This window comes from Microbacterium sp. SORGH_AS_0862 (genome assembly GCF_030818795.1).
Classification (GTDB): Bacteria; Actinomycetota; Actinomycetes; order Actinomycetales; family Microbacteriaceae; genus Microbacterium.
Genome location: NZ_JAUTAY010000001.1, coordinates 3,115,702 through 3,140,809, shown reverse-complemented (window position 1 = coordinate 3,140,809; position 25,108 = coordinate 3,115,702). Strand labels below are relative to the sequence as shown.

The 25,108-nt window shown below is 69.2% G+C and carries 19 protein-coding genes, 1 tRNA gene and 2 pseudogenes; 7 read left to right on the top strand and 15 right to left on the bottom strand.

The genetic code is table 11. The features are described from left to right. The first annotated feature begins 150 nt into the window (after positions 1–150). The gene (locus tag QE377_RS15410) at positions 151–2,163 is read left to right on the top strand and encodes a DUF262 domain-containing protein (RefSeq protein WP_307324953.1); all 2,013 of its coding nucleotides are present in this window, start codon (positions 151–153) and stop codon (positions 2,161–2,163) included. 10 nt (positions 2,164–2,173) lie between these two features. Here QE377_RS15410 and QE377_RS15405 read toward each other — a convergent pair whose 3' ends face one another. Both QE377_RS15405 and QE377_RS15400 read right to left on the bottom strand, forming a co-directional pair. Then, positions 2,174–5,176: a DUF2207 domain-containing protein gene (locus tag QE377_RS15405; RefSeq protein WP_307324950.1), complete on the bottom strand. Its 3,003-nt coding sequence runs from the start codon at positions 5,174–5,176 to the stop codon at positions 2,174–2,176. A gap of 32 nt (positions 5,177–5,208) precedes the next feature. Beyond that, positions 5,209–5,862: an SUMF1/EgtB/PvdO family nonheme iron enzyme gene (locus QE377_RS15400; RefSeq protein ID WP_307324946.1), complete on the bottom strand. Its 654-nt coding sequence runs from the start codon at positions 5,860–5,862 to the stop codon at positions 5,209–5,211. A gap of 187 nt (positions 5,863–6,049) precedes the next feature. Here QE377_RS15400 and QE377_RS15395 point away from each other — a divergent pair, with 187 nt between their 5' ends. Beyond that, positions 6,050–7,633: an amino acid permease gene (locus tag QE377_RS15395; protein WP_307324944.1), complete on the top strand. Its 1,584-nt coding sequence runs from the start codon at positions 6,050–6,052 to the stop codon at positions 7,631–7,633. Between the two features lie 92 nt (positions 7,634–7,725). Here the strand turns inward: QE377_RS15395 and QE377_RS15390 are convergent, their stop codons facing one another. The 7 genes from QE377_RS15390 to fepB form a co-directional block, all read right to left on the bottom strand. Continuing rightward, positions 7,726–9,111, bottom strand: coding sequence for a glycoside hydrolase family 28 protein (locus QE377_RS15390; RefSeq protein ID WP_307324941.1), 1,386 nt, complete (start codon positions 9,109–9,111; stop codon positions 7,726–7,728). Positions 9,112–9,171: 60 nt separating this feature from the next. Then, positions 9,172–10,053 carry a siderophore-interacting protein gene (locus QE377_RS15385; RefSeq protein ID WP_307324939.1) on the bottom strand — a complete coding sequence of 294 codons (882 nt, stop codon included), beginning with the start codon at positions 10,051–10,053 and terminating at the stop codon, positions 9,172–9,174. Continuing rightward, a complete protein-coding gene (locus QE377_RS15380) occupies positions 10,050–11,171 on the bottom strand; it encodes an LLM class flavin-dependent oxidoreductase (RefSeq protein ID WP_307324937.1) in 1,122 nt (373 codons plus the stop codon). The genes QE377_RS15385 and QE377_RS15380 overlap by 4 nt, the downstream gene beginning before the upstream one ends. Further along, positions 11,168–11,989 carry an ABC transporter ATP-binding protein gene (locus QE377_RS15375; RefSeq protein ID WP_307324934.1) on the bottom strand — a complete coding sequence of 274 codons (822 nt, stop codon included), beginning with the start codon at positions 11,987–11,989 and terminating at the stop codon, positions 11,168–11,170. Before QE377_RS15375 ends, QE377_RS15380 begins: the two co-directional genes overlap by 4 nt. After that, positions 11,980–12,987, bottom strand: a complete 1,008-nt coding sequence (locus QE377_RS15370; protein WP_307324931.1) for an iron chelate uptake ABC transporter family permease subunit — start codon at positions 12,985–12,987, stop codon at positions 11,980–11,982. Before QE377_RS15370 ends, QE377_RS15375 begins: the two co-directional genes overlap by 10 nt. Positions 12,988–13,055: 68 nt before the next feature. Continuing rightward, the gene (locus QE377_RS15365; protein WP_307324928.1) at positions 13,056–14,096 is read right to left on the bottom strand and encodes an iron ABC transporter permease; all 1,041 of its coding nucleotides are present in this window, start codon (positions 14,094–14,096) and stop codon (positions 13,056–13,058) included. Then, positions 14,093–15,157 carry a Fe2+-enterobactin ABC transporter substrate-binding protein gene (fepB, locus tag QE377_RS15360; RefSeq protein WP_307324926.1) on the bottom strand — a complete coding sequence of 355 codons (1,065 nt, stop codon included), beginning with the start codon at positions 15,155–15,157 and terminating at the stop codon, positions 14,093–14,095. The genes QE377_RS15365 and fepB overlap by 4 nt, the downstream gene beginning before the upstream one ends. Positions 15,158–15,709: 552 nt before the next feature. On the opposite strand from fepB, the pseudogene QE377_RS17400 reads away from it, so the two are divergent. Next, a pseudogene (locus tag QE377_RS17400) lies at positions 15,710–15,997 on the top strand (helix-turn-helix domain-containing protein); the annotation flags it as partial. A gap of 90 nt (positions 15,998–16,087) precedes the next feature. Then, positions 16,088–16,753, top strand: coding sequence for an AraC family transcriptional regulator (locus QE377_RS15355; RefSeq protein WP_307324924.1), 666 nt, complete (start codon positions 16,088–16,090; stop codon positions 16,751–16,753). An 80-nt stretch (positions 16,754–16,833) separates the two neighbouring features. Here QE377_RS15355 and QE377_RS15350 read toward each other — a convergent pair whose 3' ends face one another. Further along, positions 16,834–18,030 (bottom strand): multidrug effflux MFS transporter, encoded by a 1,197-nt coding sequence (locus QE377_RS15350; RefSeq protein ID WP_307324921.1) that lies wholly within the window; start codon positions 18,028–18,030, stop codon positions 16,834–16,836. 124 nt (positions 18,031–18,154) lie between these two features. Between QE377_RS15350 and QE377_RS15345 the strand changes: the two genes are divergently transcribed. After that, entirely contained in the window at positions 18,155–18,661 is a 507-nt protein-coding gene (locus QE377_RS15345; RefSeq protein WP_307324918.1) for a MarR family winged helix-turn-helix transcriptional regulator, read from the top strand. 86 nt (positions 18,662–18,747) lie between these two features. Here the strand turns inward: QE377_RS15345 and QE377_RS15340 are convergent, their stop codons facing one another. Further along, positions 18,748–19,407: an SseB family protein gene (locus QE377_RS15340; protein WP_307324916.1), complete on the bottom strand. Its 660-nt coding sequence runs from the start codon at positions 19,405–19,407 to the stop codon at positions 18,748–18,750. A 219-nt stretch (positions 19,408–19,626) separates the two neighbouring features. On the opposite strand from QE377_RS15340, the gene QE377_RS15335 reads away from it, so the two are divergent. Then, positions 19,627–20,172, top strand: coding sequence for an AAA family ATPase (locus QE377_RS15335; RefSeq protein ID WP_307324913.1), 546 nt, complete (start codon positions 19,627–19,629; stop codon positions 20,170–20,172). Here QE377_RS15335 and QE377_RS15330 read toward each other — a convergent pair. Both QE377_RS15330 and QE377_RS15325 read right to left on the bottom strand, forming a co-directional pair. After that, on the bottom strand, positions 20,136–21,098 hold the full coding sequence (locus tag QE377_RS15330) for an asparaginase domain-containing protein (protein WP_307324909.1): 963 nt from the start codon (positions 21,096–21,098) through the stop codon (positions 20,136–20,138). The genes QE377_RS15335 and QE377_RS15330 overlap by 37 nt on opposite strands. After that, positions 21,095–22,597 carry an amino acid permease gene (locus QE377_RS15325; RefSeq protein ID WP_307324907.1) on the bottom strand — a complete coding sequence of 501 codons (1,503 nt, stop codon included), beginning with the start codon at positions 22,595–22,597 and terminating at the stop codon, positions 21,095–21,097. The genes QE377_RS15330 and QE377_RS15325 overlap by 4 nt, the downstream gene beginning before the upstream one ends. A gap of 180 nt (positions 22,598–22,777) precedes the next feature. On the opposite strand from QE377_RS15325, the pseudogene QE377_RS15320 reads away from it, so the two are divergent. Next, positions 22,778–24,176, top strand: a pseudogene (locus tag QE377_RS15320) (aspartate ammonia-lyase). Here the strand turns inward: QE377_RS15320 and QE377_RS15315 are convergent. Together QE377_RS15315 and QE377_RS15310 are read right to left on the bottom strand one after the other, a co-directional pair. Beyond that, positions 24,142–24,825 (bottom strand): FadR/GntR family transcriptional regulator, encoded by a 684-nt coding sequence (locus QE377_RS15315; protein WP_307324903.1) that lies wholly within the window; start codon positions 24,823–24,825, stop codon positions 24,142–24,144. The pseudogene QE377_RS15320 and the gene QE377_RS15315 overlap by 35 nt on opposite strands. Before the next feature lie 164 nt (positions 24,826–24,989). Next, positions 24,990–25,061 (bottom strand) — tRNA-Gln (locus tag QE377_RS15310). Positions 25,062–25,108 lie beyond the last annotated feature (47 nt).

Here is a 25,108-nt window from a genome sequence, read left to right as displayed (position 1 = left end):
CTTTCGGTGGGGGGTCAGCGCGTTTTTACTGGCCCAGGTAAGGTCAGCCTACTCGGGCTCCCCGGCAATACCCGGGAGGTCCGAGACCCCGGCCTAGAGTGGTCTGGTCGCCCCGCGCGACGCGCTCAGCCCGCAACGAGATCGAGGATCATGGCCACCGCTACCAACGTCGATGCGACCGCCGTCAACACGATCGCCTGGCTCAGCGATCCCGACCTCGCCATCGTCGTGCCCGTGTACCAACGGCAGTACCGCTGGGACATCGGCGGATGCGAGCAACTGCTGGCCGACGTCCGCCAGGTCGCCGATCTCCCGGCCGGGCACACCCACTTCCTGGCCTCCATCCTGTCGTCTCGAGGCGGGGACTCCGACGACGTCGAGCTCGTGCTGATCGACGGCCAGCAGCGCATCACGACCCTCATGCTGCTGGTCGCCGCTCTCGAGCACACCGTGCGCGACACCGACCCCGCGCTGGCAGAGCGCCTGCATAATGTACTCGTGCGCGGCGGCGAGACCCACCGCACGAAGCTGCGCCCCCACCGGGCATGGGCGGATGTCTTCGAGAGCGTGGTGCTCGACCGACGGGAAGTCGACGCCGCGGATCGCACATCGCGCTTCGACGACAACTATGCGTTCTTCCGGAGCCAGATCCGCCCGGAGGAGGCCTCCCGTATCTGGCGGGGGCTCCAGCGCCTCGAGCACGTCGCCATCGCGCTCGGTGCCGATGCCAACGCGCAGCAGATCTTCGAGAGCCTGAACTCGACGGGTGAGCCCCTGCGGGATCACGAGCTGATCCACAACTACATCCTCATGGGTCTCACGCACGCGGAGCAGACCGACATCGAAGAGCGGTTCTGGCTGCCGATCGAGCAGAACACGGGCGACGCCATCGCGGACTTCTGGCGCCATTACCTGGTGATGCGCACGGGACGCGAGCTCACGGGGGGCACGACGCGCGCCGTCTACGACGCGTTCCGCGGCGAGTTCCCGGTGCTCGCGGCCGAGACACTGGAGAGGGATGCGGGCGAGTGGAAGGCGTACTCGGAGATCTACCGCGTGCTCCTCGAACCCGCGCACGCCCCCGACGAAGGCGTTGCCGCGCAGCTTCGCTTCCTCGGCACGTTCGGGCGTGGCACCTTCCCACTCGTCATGGCTGCGTACCGTGACCACGAGCAGGGCTTCATCGACCGCGACGCACTGATCGACACGCTGGAGGATCTGCAGGCGCTGCTGCTGCGTCGACTGGTCGCCGGGCTCACCAATGACCGGCTCGTCGCACGCCTCTGCCGCGCACGAGCCGAGGGGGTCGAGGCGCTGAGCCACGCCTTCGGGCGCATCACGCCCTCCGACGAGCGGATGCGGATCGCCCTCAAGTTCACTCCCCTGCCGCATCCGGCGTACGTGCTGGCACGCCTCGCGGGACTCGACTCCGCGGCGGATCTCGACGTCGAGCACATCGTTCCGCTCGCACCGGGCGACGGATGGAGCGGCGACGGCGTCCGCACCTGGAGCGAGTTCTCGGAGGACGAGCAGAACAGTCACCGCGCACTCGCGACGACACTGGGCAACCTCACCCTGCTCGAGGAGCCGCTCGCGGAGCGGGCGCTCGACCGTTCGTTCCCGGACAAGCGCGGCCTGTACCGCCGCAGCGCCATCGAGCTGACCGCATCCGTCGCCGACCTCGAGGCATGGAACACGGCCGCGATCTCCCGGCGCACCGTCGAGCTCATCGAGCGGTTCCTCACCGTCTGGCGCCGCCGAGCCGATGTGCTCATCGACGACGATGATCTGACCCCCATCCTCGATGCGAAGAAGCGCCGCGGCTTCCCACCGGGCTGGCAGCAGGAGTGGTCGTACGTGGAGTACCGCGGCGAGCACTGGGAGATCTACGACATCGCGTCTTTGTTCAACCGCGTCTTCAAGAGGCTCTGGGCGGACGCCCGCCAGGATCTCCTGTCGTTCAGCGCCCGACGCGGCGGCCCGGTGTACGAGACCCGCGCCTGGAACGGGCAGTGGGACGAGCTCGGCGACGGCGCCTTCCTCTACATGGGCTGGGACTCGCGTTACATGCTCGCTGCCGTACAGGGCGTGCTCGAGGAGGCCGGGATCGCCGCGGAGGTCTTCGTGAAGTACTCCTACATCGGCAACGCGATGCGCGACTGAGCCGCAGAGCTCAGGCGTCTCGCTGCGGGTCGCGCGCCCGCATCCAGGCACGGTTGTCGGGTCGCTTGGGAGCCGCGACGGGCCGCACCGCGATGACAGCGGCGATCGCGGCGACCAGAGCAAGGCCGCACGCGGGGAGTTGCAGGGCGACCTCGGGCCAATCGGCGGGGATGTCGGCGGTAGCCCACACACCCACGATGATGGCGCCCAGAGCAGTCGCCGGAGTGAGCCACCAGAAGGCATCGCGGGCGAGTCCGGGTGTCATCTGGCGGGTTCCCCGTACGCGCCAGACGAGTACCGCGGCCAGGCCCAGGATCACCGCGACGGAGGCCGTCGAGAGCACGATGATCGTGGGAAGCGCCCACGCGAACTGCTTGGCGTCACGCGCGGCGGGATCGGGACCCGCCCACGTTCCGGCGGGGAACTCCATGAGCACCCCCAGATCCGAGTAGAGGCTGTCCGTCGGGTAGCCGTACTCACCGCGGGTGACCTCGAAGGAGTGCACGCGCCCGGCCGGCCACGCATCGTCCGACTCCGTGATCGTTCCTGCTTTCTCCCCCGAGCTGGGTGACGGTTCGAGTTCGCTCTCGAGCGCGCCGAAAGCGTACGACGAGTCCCTCCAGTCGCGCGCATTCTCGGATGTCTCAGGGTCCTCGCGTAACCAGCCGGCCGAGATGGCCTGCCGCGCCACGTCGTCGTCGACGCGCACCGAGACCGTGACCGGATCGGGCTCGGACGGGTACGTCCATCCGCTCTCCCACCCGTCGACCAGCGCCGCCCACCGGATGCGGTCGACCGACTCCCCTTCTCGGCCTGACGCCCGCGAGGCCTCCCCCGCGACGGCCGGTGAGGTGTACGTGTAGCGCACCTCGACCTGGGCCCGGCCGCTGCGCACATCGGTCATCGCTGTCGTGATGGTGCCGGCGTCGTCACGGATCGACAGGTGGAAAGGAACCGCTTCGTCGTCGACGCGTACCTCGTCGACCTCCAGACCGAGAGCCTGCCCCTCGACCGAGGTGAGGACCGGGGTCGCGAACTGCGGCACGCGGCCGAATTCGTCGTCGAAGTCGACGACGGTGGTCTGCACCACGTCGAGACGCGGCTTGTCGCCGTCAGCGCTGAGGCGCGCCTCGACGGACACGCTGGTGACCCGCGTGTAAAGCGTGCCCGGGTCGTCGAAGTCCCAGCGGTCGTACGTCGTGAGTCGAAGGTAGGGATTGGGCAGCACGGCGACGAGCACGACCGCACCCGCGACGACCACGAGAGCCGCGGCGCGCACGAGCAGACGGGGCCACGACAGGAAGTCCGTCGTGCGCCATGAGCGCAGCTCTGCGTCGCCGCCGAGCTCGCGCTCGACGAGCGCCGAGACACGGCGCCCCGCCTCCCGAGGGTCGGCGACGACGACGGCGTAAGGCAGCAACGCGTCGTCGATCGTGGTGCGCTCCAGCATCGACGTGCGTCGGGCGTAGACGTCGATCCCCGCAAGATGCTGACGCGCGAGAGCGCCCTTTCGGGTCAGCGGGCGGGCGGAGACGGCGAGCCACAGCACGACGGCAGACACCGCGAGCGACACGAGGACGAACACACCGGGCCACCAGATCACGGCGAGCGTCTCCTGGTACGAGAGCTGACGGATGATGGCGAGCTGCACGACCGTCAGCGCGAGCGGCGCTGCAATGAACCAGTCGCGGACGAAGCCGCTCGGAATGCGTCGGAACCCCTCCGCGATCTGTCGCGATCTGGCTCGGTCGAGCAGGTACCCCGCGCGCGCCCGGAACCGGTCGCCCACCCGACCGGTCCGCCGCGCCGCGCGTCCCGCGGCGATCAGAGCCGTGCGTCGGGCGGAGCGCCGCGTGCCGCTCACCGCATCCACGGCGAGCGCGAGCTCCCGGGTGCGCGGCCGACGCACGATCTGGACGGCCTGTGCGACGGAAACACCCTTGGGCGGGTCGTCCTGCGCGACATACCAGGGGCGACCGCGGGCATCGCTCCACGCCACAGCGCGGGCGGCGATGGCGAACGGCAGCGTGAGCAGCAGGATCGCCAGCGGCAGGAGGGGACCGAAGGTCTGCACCAGGAACAGCCCGGTGGGCGGCGGCATGGCGAAGGTGCCCTCGGGGAAGAGCATCAGGAACCACGCGGCCGCGTGCGGGGGGACGTTCTGGTCCACGGTGAATCCGTACACCTTCTGGCCCGGCGGCGAGTTCTCCTCGGGCTCCAGCCAGTCCGTGCCGCTCACGAGCGTCCACGCGACACCGCCGGAGGGTTGACGAACGAGCAGCGCGTCGAGCTCGTCAGGCACCGTGACACTGACGTCGAGCGCCGCGAATCCCTGCGGCCAGTCCGGCCCGAACACGCTCCACTCCAGCAGATCGACGGGGTCGTCCGTGACGTCATCGGTCGAGGTGTAGGCGAGGTCCTGGATGCGGTAGCGCAGCACGAACTCGTGATCGCCGCTCAGCCGTTCGCCGGTGTCGAGCACGAACGTGAGCCGGTCCCCTCGCTCCCGCAGGCGGGGCTCGACCGTGACGCCGTCGATCGACGCCGTGACGTCACGCGGCCCGAGGTCGTGTCCCTGGTACTGCGTCGACAGCACGCGCCGGATGCCCGACTCATCCACGTCATCGGGGAAGAAGGCCGTGATCGTCTCGACGACCTCCGCCTGCAGCCGGCCCTCATCGTCGCGCGTCAACGTGTAGTCGACGTCGAAGTCCCGCGCGATCCAGGTGTCGGTGGCGTTCTTGGCGGAGTCTGTGATCTCCTCCAGCCCGACCGGCGGGTTGATGACCGGCCCCACCAGAAGGAAAGCGGCGACCGCCGTGACCGCGAGCCAGAAGCCACCGATCGCCATGCGAAGCGGCCGACCGCCGTGAGAGCGGAGCCACCCCTCCCACCGCACCAGCCACCGCGACAGCAGCGCCCATAGCGGGGTCGGCCGGGGACGGTCATCGGGGAATCGCTCTTCGCCGTCCGCGCGCGGGGCGAGCTCCCCCGGGTCCCCCTCGCCGCTCATCCGACCCAGCGTAGGGGGTCGCGGAGGGCGCGCTACGCCTCTTGTGGACCGCGGGCCAGACGCATGCCGATGTCGTCTCCGCCCGCATCCGGCAGGGCGCCGCGACGCGTGGATGCTCGGGCACTGAACGCATCACTCGCGAAGCTGCCGCCGCGGATCACCCGACGATCATCCTCTCCCGAGGGGTCGAGCAGATCCCAGCACCACTCCCACACGTTGCCGAGCGTGTCGAAGAGGCCGTTGAGGTTCGGCATCTTGCCGCCCACCGGCTGAGCACGAGCCACTCCGTCCGCCGCTGTCCACGCGACCTCCGCCAGCGGGCCGTAGTGCGCACCTGTGGATCCGGCGCGGCAGGCGTACTCCCACTCCGCCTCGGTCGCCAGGCGGTACCCGTCGGCGTCCCGGTGCCAGGTGACCTCCGCTCCGTCGAAGCCATAGGCGGGATCGAGTCCCTCCCACTCGGATGCGGCGTTGCACAGACGAACCGCCCGCAACCAGCTGAGGTGGGTGGCCGGCACATGGAGACGGCGCACCTCAATGCCGAGAAGCTCCGCCAGCACCTCCTCCGTCACGGGGTACACGCCGATCTCGAAGGCCTCGACCTCGACGGTCCGCCGGGATCGCCCGCGCGGGTCGCCGAGGACGACCGTCCCGCCATCGAGCGCCCGCATCTCGATATCGACCATCCCGCCAGCCTATGTCGCCCTCACCACGCGCACTTCTCGCGAAACTGCATCTCCCTCACGAGGTCACGGGTAATGACAGTGATCTCGTGCCGTATGTGCAGTCTCGCGGGGTCAGCGATCAGCGCGACTCGAGAAGGAAGGCGTTGAGCGCGGCGGCGAACTCGTCCGGGCGCTGAATGTTGAGCTCATGGCCCCCACCCTCGACGAACACGAGCCGCGCCTGCGGGATACCCGTCGCGAGCGCGCGCGCCGCAGGACGATTCGGTGTGTCCCGAGTCTTCTCCGCACGAAATCGGTCGAGCAGTCCATCGCCGATACCGAGGAACCGGAGTTCCGCCTCAAGAAGTCGCTCAGCGCGCTCGATCTCACAGTGTTCGGCGTGGGAGTCGTGATCGGCGCCGGAATCTTCACGCTCACGGGGCGCGCCGCGCACGAGGTCGCCGGTCCGTCCATCGTCATCAGCTTCGTGATCGCGGCGATCGCGTGCGGCCTCGCGGCCATGTGCTATGCCGAGTTCGCCTCGACGGTGCCGGTATCAGGTTCGGCCTACACGTTCTCCTACGCGTCGCTCGGCGAGTTCTTCGCCTGGATCATCGGGTGGGACCTCATCCTCGAGATGTTCCTCGGCGCGAGCGTCGTCGCGCAGGGATGGAGCGCCTACCTCGGTGCCTTCCTCGAGCAGCTCGGCATCGTGCTGCCGGAGCAACTGTCGTACGGCGGCGCGGTAGACGTCCCCGCGATCCTGCTCGTCCTCGTGCTCGGCGCACTCATGACGATCGGCATCAAGGAGTCGTTGCGCGTCAATCTCGTCCTCGTCGCGGTCAAGCTCTTCATCGTGCTGTTCGTCATCGTCGCCGGACTCATGTTCGTGAACCCCGCGAACTACGCACCGTTCGTCCCACCGTCCGAGGCGACCGCATCCACCTCCGGACTCACGCAGCCGCTGCTGCAGTTCCTGTCCGGCATCGAGCCGGCCACGTTCGGCGTCGGCGGCATCCTCGCCGGTGCGGCCCTCGTGTTCTTCGCCTACATCGGGTTCGACGTCGTCGCGACGACGGCCGAAGAGACGCGGCGTCCGCAGCGTGACATGCCGATCGGCATCATCGCCTCGCTCATCATCTGCACCATCCTGTATTGCGCCGTGGCGCTCGTGGTCACCGGCATGGTCTCCTACCGCGATCTCGACCCCGCGGCGGCCCTTGCCAACGCGTTCGCCTACCACGGCCAGTCATGGATGGCGACGGTCATCTCGGCCGGCGCGGTCGCCGGCCTGACCACCGTCGTGCTGACGCTGCTGATCGGTGCGACGCGCATCATCTTCGCGATGTCGCGCGACGGTCTGCTCCCTCAGAAGCTGGCGCGCGTGCACCCGCGCTGGCGCACCCCGTGGGTGATCTCGATCGTGGTGACGATCGTCGTCGCCGTCGTCGCGGGTGTCACCCCGGTTGGCGTCCTCGAGCAGATGGTCAACATCGGCACGCTGTCGGCCTTCGTGCTGGTCTCGGTGGGTGTCGTGGTTCTTCGTCGCACACGTCCCGATCTGAAACGCGGGTTCCGTGTGCCCTGGAGTCCCGTGCTCCCCATCCTTTCGGCGCTGATCTGCACCTACCTCATGCTGAACCTCTCGGTCGAGACCTGGCTGCGCTTCCTCATCTGGCTCGCCCTCGGCGTCGCGATCTATTCCGCCTACTCCCGGCGGCACGCGCGCGTCGGCACCGGCGACTTCCTGAACCCCGCCACACCGCGGATCGTCGCACCGCCCAAGGAATGAACTCGCCCGCCCGTCACAGCGACGGGTAGTCGGGGAAGACGCATGATGTCGCGTCGGTAGGGCTGGGCGCGTCCGCATCCGAGACATGCACGTCAGAACCGCTCGAGTCCAGTGCTTCTCCCCCGAAAAGCGACCCCGGATGCGGTGATGTCCGCGTCCGAGGCCTGCACCGCTGGCGCGTCCACATCGACGTTCTCGAGTCGCAGGCGCAGCGGATGCGCGACGTCGGCCCCCTTCAGCACCGAGGTCGCTCCGTGCGGAGAGTGCGTCGCGCGCAGACCCTGCACGACGATGTCCTGGAACCGCGGCACGTTCGGACCGTTCGAGCCGCCGTAGAACGGATCGAAGTCGATCGGTGCCTTGACCGCGTCGACGCAGATGTCTCGGTAGGTCACCCGCTGCACGATGCCGCCGACCTTGGGCGAGCTCTTGATCCGGATGCCGGTCGATGACGCGCTGACGGTGCCGAGCGCGTCGGTGCCGCTGACAGTGTCGTCTGCGACGAGCACATCGCTCACGCCGGCCGTCGTCTCGCTGCCGATCGAGATCCCGTGGGTCCCGAAGAGGTGGTTCCCGAGGATCGAGATGTGCGCCGACGGCTGCGAGCCGGCCTTGATGGCGATGCCCTCATCGCCGTCCATGATCCACGAGTCCGCGATCGTGACGTCCGTCGCGCCGGCCGGGTCGATGCCGTCCGTGTTCCGTGCGGTGGCGGGCGTCTGGATGCGCACGCCCCACACGGTGAGTCCGTCGGCGTTCTGGAAAGAGACGTGGATGCCGGGGGCGTCGATGAGATCGATATCGTGCACGGTGACGTCATCGGCCTTCGTCGCCTGCACGAGACGTGGCACGTTCTGGACCCCGTGGCCCTTCGCCGACTGAGCGAGGTCCCACCAGCTCTGCTGCGTGCCGAGCATCGTCGCCCCTCCGCGTCCGTCGATACGGCCCTGGCGGCCTGCCCCATCGGGTGCGGAGGCCAGCCCGGTGTGCGCGCCGGAGAGCGTGAGCAACGGAGCGCACCCCCCGCCGCTCCGGCCGACGGTGCCGCAGGCCTCCCGACCCGCGATCTGGTAATCGGCGGGGTTGCGCGAGGCGTAGAGCGTCACCGTCGGATCGAGGAGGAGCACCTCACCCTGGCGCACGGTCAACGGACCGCTCAGGAAGTCGGTCAGTGTGTCGGATGCGGCCAGCCGGACCGCCACGACCGAGTCGTCGGTCCTGGCGCAATCGTCGAGCGCCTGCTGGATACGTGAGGTGTCGGGCGGTGCAGCCTCGTCGGCGTCGTCGCCGGCACCGCCGGTCAGGGAGCGTTGAGCTGACACCGTCGCACAGGTTCGGACGGGCGCGACGGGTTCGGAGACCTGGCGCCGGTCCCCCGAGGCGAGCTGTCCGGCCGATGAGATCCCGGCCGGACCGGCACACCCGCTGAGCGCCAGAAGAGCGAGCAGTGTGCCCATGGCGACGAATCGGTTCCGCACGGGCGGATCGTTCCAGGATCGCGTATGCGTTGGCCGTGCGTCGGCGATGCGTCCGCCGACTTACGAGTCGTCGTCGATCTCAGCGTGATGATCCAGATTGGTGACCCCCTGCTTCCAGTACCCGTCGACGTCCACGCGTTCCTTCGCCAGGCCCAACTCTCGCCGCAGGTAACGGCGTATGGGTGTCAGCACCGTCGCTTCGCCCGCGACGAAGACGAACGCGGGTTCCGAGTCGGGCAGGGGCACGGATCTGATGGCGGCTTCGAGCGGCGACCAGGCTCCGCCGACGGCGCGCGCCCCGTGACGGTGCACCCAGCGGATGTCCGCGTCGACCCCGTCCCGGACGTCCAGCGGCTGTTCGTCAGCGGCACCGTCCACCTCCACCACTGCGGTGACCCGAGAGCCGATCGGCGCCTCCTCGAGGACACGCATGATCGCCGGCAGCGCGGTTTCATCTCCCGCCGCCAGATAGTGCGGGTAATCCGTGGGAAAGAGGATGTTCCCGCGCGGCCCGAGCTGGCCGATCTCGTCCCCGGGTCGCGCACGCGCGGCCCACGAGCCTGCGATGCCGTGCGGGTGCACGACGAAATCGATCGTGAGCTCTCCCGCCTCCCGCTCGTATCCGCGCACCGTGTAGTCACGGAAGATCGGCGTGCCGAGCTCCGGCGGTACGTGCCATCCGCGGTCCGTGACCACCGGAACGGCGAGCCGACCGCTCGCCGGATCGGGGAAGAACAGCTTGACGTGGTCGGTCGGCGCGAAGGCGCGGAAGGGAAAGCCGTCGTGCAGATCCTCCGCCCGGAAGGTGATCCGGCGATAACGGGGAGCGAGATGGCGCGCGCTCACCACACGGAGCAGACGCCGACCGAGTGTGGGCACCACCTCGATCCGTGTACCCCGCAGGTCACGTTCCGCATCCTCTTCGCCTGACGCTCTGCTCATTCTGTTCCTTCTGTGCGCGAGGAGCGCACCTCGTGTGGACGAAAGTGCGCGGTGGGCGTGACGGCCACGAGCCCGAGTTCGCGAAGCCGTGGCATGACGGATGCGCACAGCAGTTCGACGGAACGCCACGAACCCACCGGGAAGGCGATGAAGCCGTCGATGACGCCCGCACGGGCTCGCGCGGCGATCGCGGCGACGGCATCCGAGGCGGTTCCCACCACGGACCAATGCGGCCCGACCGCGCGTCGCCGGCCATCCGACGGGTACGTGGCGCGCTCGATCGCGGCGGCTTCCTCGCGCGTGTCGGCGAGCAGAAGGCTGAGGCCGGGGAGCAGGCGCGGACGCTCTGTCCGACCCGCTGCGACCGCCGCGTCCTGGATCGCGGCGCGCTGCGTCGCGGCGTCCACGGCTTCGATCGCCGCGGCGAAGAACGCATCGGCCCGCCGCCCCGCCAATGACACCGTCGCTTCTCCCCCGCCTGCCACCATGAGCGGCAGGGCTTGCTCGGACGGCACCGGCAGCGGCAACGGTCCTGCCACGCGGAAGTGCGCACCGACGTGATCGCTGGGTCGCACTCGCTCGATGTCCACCAGCAACGACGCGTCACGATCCGCGACGAAGGCGTCCGCGGGGAATCCGCGCCGCAGCGACTCGACGACGTCGATGAACTCCTCGGCACGTCGCCATCGCTCCGATGAGCTCGGTGGCCTCGACGCTGAGAACTGCGTATCGCCGCTTCGCGAGGTGACGACGTTCCAACCGATCCGCCCCGGTGCGAGGTGCTCGAGGGAGACCAGCTGGCGCGCGACCGCATACGGCTCGGCGAACGTCGCCGAGACCGTTGCGATCAATCCGATCGTTCGCGTCGCTATCGCCAGCTGCGCCATCTGCACGATCGGGTCCAGCCCCAAGTGGGCGGGGTCGCGCCCGACGCTGTCCACGGGGAGGGTCAGAGCGTCCGGTCGGAACGCGACGTCGAAACCCGCCGCCTCCGCCATCACCACGGCATCGACGATCGGAGCGCCCGAGAAGAGCTCTTCCACTCGTGAGTCGGGCCGGCGCCACGCCTCACCGCGCATCCAGGTCGGCGCCGCCGAGAATCCCGTGAACAGGCTCATGCGACACTCTCCCGTTCCGTCGAGTCCAGCGGAGCGATCGGCACCACCATCGGTGTCCCCGTGACGGGATGGGGCTGCACGAGCGCGCGGAGCCCGAAAGCCTCCGCGAGCACCTGTTCGGTCATCACATCCGCGGGAGAGCCGCTGCTGAGGATCCGCCCCTCACGCATCACGATCAGGTGGTCGGCGTAGCGGCATGCCTGATCGAGATCGTGCAGCACCAGGACGACGGTCCGCGCTTCGTCGCGGTTGAGCCGACGGCAGAGTTCCAGCACCTCCATCTGGTGCGCGATATCGAGGTACGTGGTCGGTTCATCCAGCAGCATGACCGGTGTCTGCTGCGCCAAGAGCATCGCGATCCATACCCGCTGGCGCTGTCCCCCCGACAGTTCATCGACCGCGCGCTCACGCAACCCGCTCACACCCGTGGCACGCATGGCGGCGTTCACCGCCGCCGCGTCCTCCGGCGACCACTGCTGGAGCAGACGCTGATGCGGAAAGCGTCCGCGTGCGACGAGCTCGGCGACGGTGACGCCATCGGGCGCGGATGCGGTCTGGGGCAAGAAGCCCACCCTCCGCGCGAGCACCTTCGGCGGCATGCGACGAACGTCCTCGCCGCCGAGCAGGACCCGCCCCGATGCCGGAACGAGCAGGCGTGCGAGACCGCGCAGCAGCGTCGATTTGCCGCAGGCATTCGCTCCGACGATCACCGTCACGCGGCCCTCCGGAATGAGGACGTCGAGCGCTTCGATGATCGTGTGTTCGTGGTAGCCGAGCGTGAGTTCTCGCGCTTCCAGCGAGTTCTGCGTCAACGCCATCCCCTCCCTTGAGCGGCCCCGCGACGGGGCAGCAACAGCCAAAGCAGATACACGCCGCCCACGACGCCCGTCATCCGTCCGACCGGCACGGCGAAGCCCACCGGCATCAGTTGAGTGACGAGGTCTGCGCAAAGCAGCAGCACCGCCCCCATCGCTGCGGCCGCAACGATCGGAGGCGCATCGGCGCGCAGCAGCCGCCGCGCCAGTTGCGGTGCGGACAACGCGATGAACGCGATCGGACCGACCGCCGCCGTCGCCGCAGCGGCGAGGGCGACAGCGCAGACGATGAGCGCGAAGCGTGTCCGCTCGACGTGCACGCCGAGCTGAGCGGCGATGTCATCGCCCAGCTCCATGAGACCGGCTCGGCGTGCGAGCACGACGACGATCGGGAGCAGGATCGCCACCGCACCGAGCACGGGCAGCGCATGGCTCCATTGACGAGCATCGAGCGAGCCGGACAGCCACAGGTTGGCCTGGCTGGATGCGTCGATCGTGCCGCGCACGAGGAGCAGACCGTTCACAGCCGACGCGATCGCACCGATCCCGATGCCGACGAGGATGAGCTGACGCCCCGTCACGCCGCCCCCTCGCCGCGCCAGGACGAGCACCAGTCCGGCCGTCACCGCGCCTCCGATGACTGTCCCGATCGCGACCTGGCTCGGCTGTGCGCCGAACAGAACGATCTGAACGAGCGCTCCCGTCGCCGCGCCGGTGGTGAATCCGATGACATCGGGCGACCCGAGCGCGTTGCGCGCGAGCGACTGGAAGAGGGCGCCGGAGACGCCCAGCGCGGCGCCCGCTGCGATGGCGCTGACCACACGCGGCAGCCGGACGCCCTGCACGGCGCGTACGGCCACCGGGTCCTCGCCGATGCCGAAGACGGCGGGCAGAACCGCATCCCACGGAACGGGGAAGCGCCCCACCGTCATGGCGAATGCCGCGGCGAACAGTGCGATGACCACAAGCGAAGACGTGACGAGGACGGTGCGCGGACGCACGAGGAGTGCCCACCGCCCAAACCTGACGACGTGGCGCCCTCCCGGCGCCCGGAGCGCGGTGACCTCTCTCATAGCGGAGCCAGTCGACGGCGCCGCACGAGCGCGACGAAGAAGGGCCCGCCGAGGATCGCGACCATGATGCCGACCCCTACCTCACCGGGGGGAGCCACGACCCTGCCCAGGATGTCTGCGAAGAGAACAAGCGCCGCACCGAGCAGCATGGCGAGCGCCAGCACTCGTCGGTGCTCCGACCCCACCAGCCGACGAGCGACGTAAGGGGCGGTGAGACCGACGAAGGCGATCGGCCCCGCCGCCGCCGTCGCACCGCCCGCGAGCAGGACGATCGCGAGCCCCGAGCAGGTCCAGACGAGGGACGGACGAGCCCCTAGAGAACGCGCCGTCTCCGTGCCGAGGGAGACGGCGTCCAACATCCGCGACAGCAGAAGCGCCACCAGCAGCCCCGCACAGATCAGGATCATCGCGGGCCACAGGACGTCCGCGTCCCGCCCGGCCAACGAACCCACCGCCCAGGCACGGAACCGGTCGAACACCAGATCGTCGCCGTTGACGATCACGATCTGGGCGAGGGCACCGAGAACGACGGACAGAGCGGCTCCGGCGAGGACGAGCCGGACGGGATCAGAACCTCGGCGCACACCGCCCAGCAGCATAACCAGAGCGCCGGCGAGCGCGGCGCCCACCAGCGCAGCGGCGAAGTACGCGAAGGGGGCGACGATCCCCACGACCGCGATGGACACGGCTACGGCGACGGCCGCGCCGGCATTCACTCCGAGCAGACCGGGCTCGGCGATCGGATTGCGGGTCAGGGATTGCATCACGACGCCGGCCGCGCCCAGCGCGGCACCCACCAGCACCGCGAGCGCTGCCCTGGGCAGCCGCCGGCTCAGCAGGAGGAGATGGGCATCGTTCGTGGGGTCGAAGGCGAGCGCCGCTCCAACGAGGTCGCCCGGTGCGAGCATGCGCACGCCCACGATCGAGCTGAGCGCGATCAGGACGAGGACGCCGAGGAGGACGGCGACCGTGACGGCGCCCGCGCGTCGGGGTGTCGCGCGCCCGGGCGCGCGCGCGGAGTGGATGTCAGTGGTCATGGTGGGTGTCGCGGTAGGTCGAAACCGGTCGGCCTCGCCCGGGAGCGAGGCCGACCGAACGGCTTCAGGAGAACAGTTCCTTCACGTGCTCGACGATCTCTCGCGAGCTGTAAGGGTCCATGCGGAAGGAGTTGAGCCCCAGGCCGAACACGCGGCCGGCGGCAAACCGACGGAAGATTCGCGAGCACGGGGTCCTCAGCGAATGCCTGCGCTCCGTTGTCGTCCGTCGAGAGGATGAAGGTCGTGCTGCTCGTCAGCTGAAGGAGGTTCTCGTAGGTCGCCCACACGAAATCCGCGCGCTCCTGCGCCTGCGTGTGCCAGGACGGATCCGGGTCCTCGATCGTGAAGCCGAGGGACTCCAGCAGGTCTGCGTGGGAGCCGCCCTTCCTCGCGACCGGGTTGTCCTGGCCCGGGCCGTTGAACGAGATCACGTTCGCCGTCCCCTCGGGAACCGTGATGGATGCGGCTGTGTCGTCGACGAGATCGTCGAAGTCGGAGATCGCGGCTTCCGCCTCCTCCTCCAGACCGGTCGCCTCGCCCAGCTCGACGGCGAGATCCTGCCAGGTCTGCGCCCCGTAGTCGACGACGATGGTCGGGGCGATCGACTGCAGGTCACTCACCTGATCGGTGAGCGCATCACGCCCGCTTGTCGCGACGACGATCAGGTCGGGAGCGGCGGACATCACCGCCTCGAGGTCGAACTCGCCCACGCTCCAGAGGTTCTCGACGTCGCGCTCCTCGGCGATGTCGGCCCATTGGTCGAACCAGACGCCGCCCACCTGCGAACCGCTCGCCACCACAGGAGCTTCGATAGCCAGCAGTGTTCCTGTCACCGAGACCGCGGTCGAGAGCACTCGCTGCGGCTGCTCGGGGATCTCGGTCGTGGAACCGTCGGCGTTGTCGAACACCCGGGGCCAGGACTGGCTCGCCTGCGACGCCCTGTCGGCATCTGCCGGGGGTGCTGTCGGTTCCGCGGCGCACGCGGTCAGAGCGATCAGGGCGGTGGCCGCCAGAGCGATGGGCAATGTCGCCAGGCGACGTGCGGACGCGAGTGAAGACATGGGTTCCTTCCTGATGACCGGATGGCCGGCGGGAGATCGGGACGGCGCCGCGCGAGGCACCGGAGGCCGGAGAGCTCGGGCGCTCCTCGCATCAGGTTAGGGTTGCCTTACTCGACGTGATGAACCCAGATCGGCAGATTCTTGTCCTCCCTCCTCCCCCTCGATCTCGACGCCCTTCCGTCCGGTCCGACGCGAACCGTGCTCGACGCAGGTGTACCCGTCGTGGTGTGGGCCGTAACCGGAAGCGCGCACATTGCGACCGCCGCGTCTCACTTCAGGCTCCTCGCCGGTGAAGCGCTGTGGCTCCCCGGCGACGAGCGCGCAACGGTCCGCGGGACGGAGGGTGGCTGCATCTTGCCCATACGCGCGCACAACGCGGATCCGACAGCCGGGCCGGCACATCCCTTCACTGTTCCTCTCACCTCCGCAGGGCGACGACTGCTCCTCTCGCTCTTCACACGGAGCCTGGGTCTCCTCCATGGCGACGACGTCCCGGCATCCACGCTGCTGCAGGCTCTCGACCGGCCGATCATCGATCTCGCACCGCCGCGCATGCCGCGATCGAGCGAGCTGCGCCGAGTCGCCGAAGCCCTCCTCGCGGATCCCGCAGCCACGCTCACGCGGGTCGCCGGCGACCATGGTCTCAGCGAAAGCGCCGTGACCCGAGGATTCCGGTCGGAGACGGGATGGACGCCCACGCGATGGCGTGCACGACGCACGCTCGCCGCAGCCGCTGAGCAGGTCCGCCGCACTGGTCGAGTCTCGGCGGGACTGGCAGCGACCGCCTACACAACTCCCCAGGCCTTCGCTCGCGCCTTCCGGCGCGAATGGGGGTTTCCCCCGAGCCGACTACTCGATCCCGCCCCGACGCCCCGCGCAAACGTCCCTGTCGGCACGGACGCGCTCGGCCCCCAGCGGAACGGGTATCACGTGGTCTGCTGGGTTGCCGCAGGCGGAGCCGAGCTCACGATCGACGAGGAGACCGTGGTACTGACCGCCGGCGACATCGTGTGTCTGCCCGCGGGCCGTTCGGTGAAGTACTGCACGCAGGAAGGGTCCGCGGTCATCCCACTCGGATGGCTGCCGGGCGGTCTCCCCATGGCAGGCGGCATCATCGCGCGCGTGGACGAGTCCGCCACGGCGCCGCTTCTCCGCCTGGCGGCGTGGGCGTACACCGAGGTCACTCCGTACGATGGCGGCGACGCTCGGCGCGCGCTCGAGGCAGCGCTCGGACTGCAGGAGGCGCCTGCCACGCACAGTGATGTGACCCGCGCCACTTACGCGCTGCTCGACGAGCTCTCCCACGAGCCCTCGAACGACGCATCGACCGAGCAGCTCGCAGCTCGCATGGGTATCGAGCCGGCGGATCTGCGCGGCGCGATCGACGCGCTGACAGGGACGAACCTGCCGTCCTGGCGCTCACGCATGCGAATGGCCTGGGCGCGGCAACTGCTCCGTGAGGGCGCACACGCGACACAGGTCGCCCGACGCCTCGGCTACGCCGACTCCGCCTCCTTCAGCCGCGCGTTCACGCGCGCGCACGGCTGCCCTCCCGGGACGTATCGGAAGCGGGGATTGAGCAGCCGCGGAGAATGACGGAACGGATGCGGGTGGGAGCGCTCCGCGGCGTCACCTGGCCGATGCGGCCGGCGACGGGCCCCGCAGCCGCGCAGCCCTCACACCGTCACCGCTGCTCCCGCAGCATCCGCTCGCTGTGCGATGAGGAATGCCGCGTTCGCCACCACGGACGCCACGAGCATGGTGAGCGCGAGGGGCAGTGCGCTCTCTTCTCCGCCGATGCCGACGAGCGGTGAGACGAGGCCGGCGAGAGTGAACTGGAGGAAGCCGAGCCCTGCGGAGCCGGAGCCGGCGCGCCCGTGCGCGGCCTCCAGAGCGAGGGCCGTGGCGTTGCCCATCACGAAGCCGAGCGAGCACACGGCGGCGAGGATCGGTGCGGCGAGCCAGATCGCGGGAACGCCCACGACCACGAGGATCAGCAGCACGAGAATCGCAGCGAGGTTCCAAAGCAGGCCGATCCGCAGCAGCCGCGGGAGAGGGATGCGATGGGTGAGGCGACTACCGATGACGCTGGATACGGTGAGAGCGAGTGCATTGACCGCGAAGGCGAGGCCGTACTGTACCTCGTCGAATCCCATCATCGTCTGATAGACGAAGGGCGAGGCCGAGATGTACGCCATCATCGTCGCGAATGCGAAGGCGTAGGCGCAGGCATAGCCGATGTAGCGGCGCGACAGCAGGCGTCCGGCCGGCGCGGAAGAATCCGTTCGCATCGCATGACGGACGCCACGGGGGTGAGTCTCCCGCACGAACAGGAGAACGAGCGGAAGGGCGACGACCCCGAGGGCCGCCACGATCCCGAGCAATCCACGCCACCCGAGCGGGGCGGCCAGAACGCTTCCCGCGAACGGCGCGACGATCGGCGCGATACCGCCCACGAGCATCATGAGTGCCATCGCTCGAGCGGCCTCCGTTCCCTTTGCGAGGTCGGCGATGATCGCGCGGCCGATGACCATCCCGGCGGAGCCAGCGAGCCCCTGCACGAAACGAGCAATGACGAGAAGGGCGATCGTCGGAGCCAACGTCGCCGCGACGCTCGCGGCGACGTAGATGAGAAGCCCTGCGAGAAGGGGCGCGTAACGCCCCACGCGGTCGGAGAGGGGCCCGAAGACGAGCTGCCCCACGCCGGCGCCGATCAGAAAGGCCGTGAGGGAGAGCTGCACGCCCGCGGCCGTGGTCCCCAAGTCGATGGTCATCGCGGGGAACGCAGAGAGATAGAGGTCGGTGCCGAACGGCGCGACGGCGGCCAGGAGCGCGAGCGTGAGCAGCAGGGGCGTGCGCACCGCGGATCGCATGCCCGCTGTCCGCACCGATCCCGTACCCGTTTGTTCTGCCACAGCCACCATGTGAGCCCCTTCATCAGTTAGCTATCTAACAATAGGTATGTAATGATAGCAGCATCACAAGGAGGTTCGAACGATGACCCCACAGGCCGATCTCGATTCGCAGGCTGCCGGCTCCGCCGCGGTCGACGTGCGCAGAGAGAACGCGCTCGCAGACCTCGCCGACGTCGTCCTGAGCGTCGCGCGCAAGATCCACGCGCAGACGTCCGAGGCGTCGGATGCCATCCCCCTGACGCCGCTCGAGGCATTGGCCATGCAGCACATCGACCGCCGCCCGGGCCTCACCTCATCTGAGTTCGCCGCCGAACTGTCACTGAAGAGCAGCAATGCCAGCGCCGCGCTACGAGAGCTGGAGCGAAAAGGGCTCATCCGCAGAGATCCCGATCCCGCGGACCGGCGCACCGTACGCGTGACCGCCACCGCCAGAGCGAGCGAGAACCTGCTCCGGGTCCGTCACACGTGGGCGAGCCTGCTATCCGACATTCCCGCGGACGCCGACCGCCTCGCGACAACGACGGAGCTCCTCCGGTCAGCGGAGCGCCAGCTCTCCGAGCGGCGATACAGCCGCTCGTCGACCCATTGATCGACGCCGCACCGCCGGAGCCGTCTCCGCGACGACGAGGGGCCCGCGAAGGCGAACAGCACTCATCTAGGGTGACCGACGGGTTGTCAGCTGACGTCGTCGCCGATCCGCTCGGGCGTCAACGCGAACGACGACGGATGCTGCGGGTCGAGCACCAGCACGTCGAACGCCCCGCCGAGGAGTCGCAGGATCTCGCGCCCGGAGCGCGGGACCACGGTGATCTCCTTGCCCGCGTAGATCGCGTCGACCCGTTCCGAATCGGTGAATGCCAACAGGACGCGCTCGCCCCGGCCGTTCACGATGCTGGCAGGCCTGGCGCCGTCGCCCGTCGGGTCGAGAACCACGAACAGCTCGGCGTCCGCGATCTCTCGGACGACCGCGGCGTAGGTCGCGTCGTCTTGCGCTGCGGTGCAGGCATCGGCCACGGCCTGCACGCGAGGAGCGATCACGATCGCATCCGGTGAATCACGTCTCTGCGGAATCCACTGCTGGAAGAGGCGCTGGTTCGCCAGCGACGTCCACGGTCCCGGTGAGTCCAGCACGATCCCGGCGACACCGGCCTGCGCGAAGGAGGCGAGCCAGTCGAGCGCCTGCAGCAGCGGGACGGCGAGCAGCGTTGTGTCTGTTCCCGCCGCTTCCGCCGCGCGCTCCGCGGTGCTGTAGACCCCAATGAGCGTGCCGACGCCGTCGAACTGAAATCCGCAGGCGTCGGGTCTTCGGGCGTCCCACGGTTGACGATGAACCACTCGGGTAGCTTCGCCGCCGCCTCCCACACCGCCATCTCGACCTCGGTGTTGCCTGCCGACACACGAAAAGCCTCCTTGCGAAGGTCCAGTTCCCGGACGAGTGCCTCACGCGTGTTGTTGCGCACCCTGCCATTCTGACCGTCGGCTCGCATCGCCTCACGCGTCTTGCCACAGGACTCCGTGCTCCGGTAAGTGCCCGGGGCGAGATAGCTTCGACTCGTGCGCATCGTCGTGTCCGGCACTCACGCCAGTGGCAAGAGCACCCTCATCTCGGACTTCACCGCGCGGCATCCGCACTTCACTGTGCTGACAGACCCGTTCGAGTCGATGGACGAGTCGGACGACGCCCCGCGGGCGGGCATGTTCGCCGCGCAGCTTCGGATCTCGGCAGAGCGACTCACTGCGGACAGCCTTGCCCGTGATGTCATCGCCGAGCGCGGCCCGCTGGACTTCCTTGCGTACCTGCTCGCACTCGCGGACCTCACCGCGCATCCCGTGGACGAGGACGTCCTGAGGCTGGCCACCGACCGTACCGCCGAGGCGCTGAGCGCTGTGAATCTCCTGGTCGTCCTGCCCCTCACATCAACGGAGGCGATCCAGGTGCCCATCGACGAGCATCTCGCTCTGCGGGAGGCGACGAACGACGTCCTGCTCGAACTGGTCGATGACCCCGACATCGTCGGCCAGACACGGGTGGTGGAGGTGACCGGGTCCCCGGCGCAGCGTCTTCAGACGCTGGACGCGGTGCTGGCGTCCGAAGGCTGAACCGGCGCACGCCCCGTGACCGCGGCGGCGATGAGGTCGCGGTCGGCACCGCTCGCCAACAGCGCAGCCAGCAGGATGCGGACCTGCCCCGGGCGCAGGGTCGGCGAATGCAGGGCGCCCGCCTCGGCGAGGTCGGCGCCGCCTCCGCCTCCGCCGTATGAGGCGACGACAAGACCCCGCGGAACACGGCTCGAGACGACGACGGGGATGCCGCCCGCCACCGCGTCGCGGACCGCGGCGACGACCGTCGGGGTGGTGTTGCCCGACCCGAGCGCCTCGAGGACGAGCCCATCGGCTCCGGCCGCGACACTCGCGCGGACGTGCAGGTCATCGGCGCCCGGAGGCAGCGCGACGATGTCGACCCGGAACCGAGACACGTCGCCGGGCAGGCGCGGCACGACCGCGGCGTCTTGTCGCGCGTGACCGAAGGCATCGGCGCGGTCGGTGGTGAACTTCGACAGACCCCACGTCGAGAGGATGCGGCCTCCGAACGCCACCCAGACGCCGGCGTCCGCCGCGCGGGTCGCAGCCAGGGCGTCGCGGATGTTGTCGGGCCCGTCCGAGTCCGGGTGGTCGGCCGTGAACTGTGCACCGGTGAAGACCACGGGAACCCGTGGCCGTCCGACCTGAATCGCGGCCAGCAATGAGGTCTCCTCGAGCGAGTCCGTCCCGTGCAGGACGAGCACTCCGCGCACGCCCTCGTCGTCGACGGCGCGGGCGACCTGGTCGACGATGTACTGCATGTCGGCGAGCGTGAAGGTGGCCGAGTCGGCCGCCAACGCGTCGACGATACGGACGTCGTCCCCATCGACGAGACCGTCGAGCAGAGCGCTCCCGACGAGGACGGGAGCGCTCGATCCGTCCGGCGACCGGCGGCTCGCGATGGTGCCGCCGGTCGCGATGACGACGAGGTGACCTTCGCTCACGCGCCGCCCTCGTCCGTGCGCTGCAGTGCGGCGATCGTGCCGGTCTGCTCGGCGGCCAGCATCCGGATGCGGTCGCGCAGCAGGAACCAGCCCCCGATGAGGGCAGGCACGATCACGACGAGCGACCCGACCGTGAAGGTGCCGATCGGGAAGTCGAGCGCCATGAGGACGATGACCGCAGCGAGGAACACGAGGGTGACCCAGCCGGTGTAGGGAGCTCCCGGCATCCGGAAGGACGGGCGTTCCATGACGCCGGTGCGCGACAGGCGCTGGAGCTTGATCTGGCAGAGGATGATGACCGCCCAGGCGCTGATGATGCCGAGGGCGGAGACGTTCAGGGCGATCTCGAACGCCTGCGACGGGACGAGCGCGTTGAGCACGACGCCGAGAGCGGTGACGACCGCGGTGACCGCGATGCCCATGTAGGGAACGCCGGCCCGGTTCATCCGCTTGAGAGGGGCCGGCGCGGAGCCCGTGACGGCCATCGAGTGCAGGATGCGGCCGGTGGAGTACAGGCCGGCGTTCAGGGACGAGACCACTGCTGTCAGCACGACGAGGTTCATGATGACGTCGGCTCCCTGCACGCCGATCGACCCGAAGAAGGTGACGAAGGGGCTCTCACCGGCCTTGTAGCTGGAGAACGGAAGGAGGAGCGCGAACAGCAGGACGGAGCCGACGTAGAAGACGGCGAGGCGGAACACGACGGCACGGATCGCCTTCGGCATGATCTTGCGCGCGTTCTCGGTCTCGCCCGCGGCGGTGCCGACGAGCTCGATCGACGCGTAGGCGAACACGACGCCCTGCACCACGATGAGGGCGGGGAGGATACCGTTCGGGAAGACTCCCCCGTTGTCGACGATCAGGTGGAAGCCGGGGGTGCTCCCCGCGACGGGAGTGCCGGTGACGACGAAGAAGATGCCGACGACGAGGAAGGTGACGAGGGCGGCGACCTTGATGATCGCGAACCAGAACTCGAGCTCGCCGAAGACCTTCACCGAGAGCAGGTTCATCGTGAGCACGAGCACGAGCGCGACGAGCGCGAACACCCACTGCGGGATGCCGACGAGCGCGGGGACGTACTGCTTGAAGAAGTTCATGTACAGCGCGACGGCGGTGACGTCGGCGACCGAGGTCATCGCCCAGTTGAGCCAGTACATCCAGCCGGCGGCGAACGCCATCTTCTCGCCGTAGAACTCACGGGCGTACGACACGAAGGAGCCCGTGGAGGGGCGGTGCACGATCAGTTCACCGAGTGCGCGCATCACGAGGAAGGCGAACACCGCGCAGACCGCGTAGACGAGCACGAGCGCCGGTCCCGCCGTCGCGAGTCGGCCGCCGGCGCCCATGAACAGGCCCGTTCCGATTGCACCGCCGATGGCGATCATCTGGATCTGGCGTGGACGCAGACCCTTGTGGAAGCCCGCGCCTTCGGCCTGGGCGATCGAGGCCGTGCGCAGCAGCGCGGCCTCCGTCCGCGACGTGCTCGACTCCGTTGTCATGGGTTCTCGCTTTCTGGTCTCGTCGGCTCCGTCGCCGCGAGGAGGAGGATGTGCTATCTGCCTGACAGGTCGGGGACCACTGAACACCCGGACGGGCATCATCGTCAAGTCCAGGCCGTGAAGATGTCAAATCTGTCTGATAGGTTGGCGCCGTTCGTCCACCTCAAGGAAGAGAGCGACATGACGACGACCCGCATCGAGTACGACCTCCTCGGACCCGCCGAGATCCCCCACGACGCCTACTGGGGTGTCCACACGGCCCGCGCCCGGGACAACTTCCCGGTGACCGGTGTGCCGATCGGCACGTATCCGTTCCTCCTGCGCGGGCTCGCGTTCGTGAAGGAGGCTGCAGCCCTCGCCAACCGCGACCTCGGCCTGCTCGATCCGGTGCGCGCCGACGCCATCGCGGCTGCCTGCCGCGAGATCCGACGCGGCGCGCTCGCGGACCAGTTCGTCGTCGACGTCATCCAGGGCGGAGCGGGCACGTCGACCAACATGAACGCGAACGAGGTCATCGCCAACCGGGCCTTGCAGATCCTCGGTCACGCCAAGGGCGAGTACTCGCACCTGCACCCGAACGACCATGTCAACCTGAGCCAGTCGACCAACGACGCCTACCCGACGGCGATCGACGTCGCGCTCGTCGAGGGCGTCGACGGACTGGATGCGGCGATGGGCGTCCTGCACGACGCCTTCGCCGCGAAGGCCGCAGATTTCGCCGGTTTCGTGAAGATCGGGCGGACGCAGTTGCAGGATGCGGTGCCGATGACCCTCGGGCAGGAGTTCGGCGCGTTCGCGGTCATGCTCGACGAGGATCGGCAGCGACTTCGCGAGTCGGCGCGACTGCTGCTCGAGGTGAACCTCGGCGCGACGGCGATCGGCACCGGCTTGAACGCACCTGCCGGCTACGGCCCGCTGGCCGTGCGGCACCTCGCTGAGCTGACGGGTCGGCCTTTCACGCCCGCGACGGATCTCGTCGAGGCCACGCAGGATCCAGGCGCGTTCGTCCACCTGTCGGGCATGCTCAAGCGCATCGCCGTGAAGCTCTCGAAGACGTGCAACGACCTGCGCCTGCTGTCGTCGGGGCCCCGCGCGGGGCTCGGCGAGATCACCCTGCCCGCCCTGCAGGCGGGGTCGAGCATCATGCCGGGCAAGGTGAACCCCCGTCATCCCCGAGATGGTCACGCAGGTCGCGTACACCGTCATCGCCGACGATCTCGCTGTCACCCTGGCCGCCGAGGCCGGACAGCTGCAGTTGAATGCGTTCGAGCCGGTCATCGTGCGCGCGCTGTCGCAGAGCATCGCGCACCTGACCGCGGCGTGCCGGCTGCTCGCCGAGCGGTGCGTGAGCGGCATCCAGGCTCGTCCGGAGGTGATGGCCGCCCGCGTGACCGACTCGATCGGACTGGCGACCGCGCTCAACCCGCTGATCGGCTACCGCGCCGCGACAGAGGTCGCCGGGGAGGCCCTGCTGTCGGGACGTTCGGTGCCCGAAGTCGTGCTCGAACGTGGACTGCTGGATGCGGACGTCCTGGCTGCGGCGCTCAGTCCCGAGAAGCTGGTTCCGACAGCGGGCTGACGACGCGTTCGACCGCGCCGAGGTGCGCGCGCATCGCCTCGCGCGCCTCGATGGCCGATCCGATGCCGATCGCCTCGGCGATCGCCCTGTGCTCGCGGGAGGAAGGCTCACGACGATCCGCGATGAGGTTCACGACGCCGGACTGGTGGCTGAGGGCATCACGGATGTCGCCGACGGCGCGGGCGAACACCGCGTTGCCGGACGCCTCGGCCACGAGCAGGTGGAAGCGCGAGTCGAGCTCGACCCACTCCTCCGGGTCGGTCGTGGCGTCCATGCGATCGCACAGCGCCACGAGCTCTGCGCGCTGTTCGTCGGTGCGTCGCTCGGCGGCGAGGCCCGCGGCCGGCACCTCGATGTGCGGTCGAGCCTCGCTGAGGTCGCGCGGCGAGAAGTCGCCGTACCCGAGGGAGAGGGCCGGGCGGTCCGACACCACGTAGGTGCCGCTGCCCGTTCGAGTGCGGGTGAGGCCGAGCGTCTGGAGCGAGCGGATGGCCTCGCGCACACTGGGACGGCTCACGCCGTAGCGCTCGGCGAGGGCCGCTTCCGAGGGGAGCCTCTCTCCCACGGCGAGTCGGCCGGTGACGATCTCTTCGCGGAGACCGTCGAAGACTCCGTCCGCCGCGCGGGCGCCAACAGCGGGCGAGCTCATCGCGCTCCCCCGGTCCGCCTCGTCACGCCAGCCACCCCGCCAGCCTAACGGGCACCGCTGCGGGAAACGGCGAGGCTCACGGAGCGGGAGCGATGGCACCACCCCCACAAAGCAAGAGCCCCGGCGGTCCGCTCTGATGCGGATTTCCGGGGCTATGTGTCTTGCTGGGGTACCTGGACTCGAACCAAGAACAACTGAACCAGAATCAGCCGTGTTGCCAATTACACCATACCCCACCGGCTTCTACCGAAGTAGCGCCAAGAGAAGAGCTTAGCCCACGCCC

Excerpts from the sequence above, each read along its gene's own strand:
- QE377_RS15410 (WP_307324953.1), top strand. The coding sequence starts at position 151 with ATGGCCACCGCTACCAACGTCGATGCGACCGCCGTCAACACGATCGCC.
- QE377_RS15405 (WP_307324950.1), bottom strand. The coding sequence starts at position 5,176 with ATGAGCGGCGAGGGGGACCCGGGGGAGCTCGCCCCGCGCGCGGACGGC.
- QE377_RS15400 (WP_307324946.1), bottom strand. The coding sequence starts at position 5,862 with ATGGTCGATATCGAGATGCGGGCGCTCGATGGCGGGACGGTCGTCCTC.
- QE377_RS15395 (WP_307324944.1), top strand. The coding sequence starts at position 6,050 with ATGGCCCCCACCCTCGACGAACACGAGCCGCGCCTGCGGGATACCCGT.
- QE377_RS15385 (WP_307324939.1), bottom strand. The coding sequence starts at position 10,053 with ATGAGCAGAGCGTCAGGCGAAGAGGATGCGGAACGTGACCTGCGGGGT.
- QE377_RS15380 (WP_307324937.1), bottom strand. The coding sequence starts at position 11,171 with ATGAGCCTGTTCACGGGATTCTCGGCGGCGCCGACCTGGATGCGCGGT.
- QE377_RS15375 (WP_307324934.1), bottom strand. The coding sequence starts at position 11,989 with ATGGCGTTGACGCAGAACTCGCTGGAAGCGCGAGAACTCACGCTCGGC.
- QE377_RS15365 (WP_307324928.1), bottom strand. The coding sequence starts at position 14,096 with ATGACCACTGACATCCACTCCGCGCGCGCGCCCGGGCGCGCGACACCC.
- fepB (WP_307324926.1), bottom strand. The coding sequence starts at position 15,157 with ATGTCTTCACTCGCGTCCGCACGTCGCCTGGCGACATTGCCCATCGCT.
- QE377_RS15350 (WP_307324921.1), bottom strand. The coding sequence starts at position 18,030 with ATGCGATCCGCGGTGCGCACGCCCCTGCTGCTCACGCTCGCGCTCCTG.
- QE377_RS15345 (WP_307324918.1), top strand. The coding sequence starts at position 18,155 with ATGACCCCACAGGCCGATCTCGATTCGCAGGCTGCCGGCTCCGCCGCG.
- QE377_RS15325 (WP_307324907.1), bottom strand. The coding sequence starts at position 22,597 with ATGACAACGGAGTCGAGCACGTCGCGGACGGAGGCCGCGCTGCTGCGC.
- QE377_RS15315 (WP_307324903.1), bottom strand. The coding sequence starts at position 24,825 with ATGAGCTCGCCCGCTGTTGGCGCCCGCGCGGCGGACGGAGTCTTCGAC.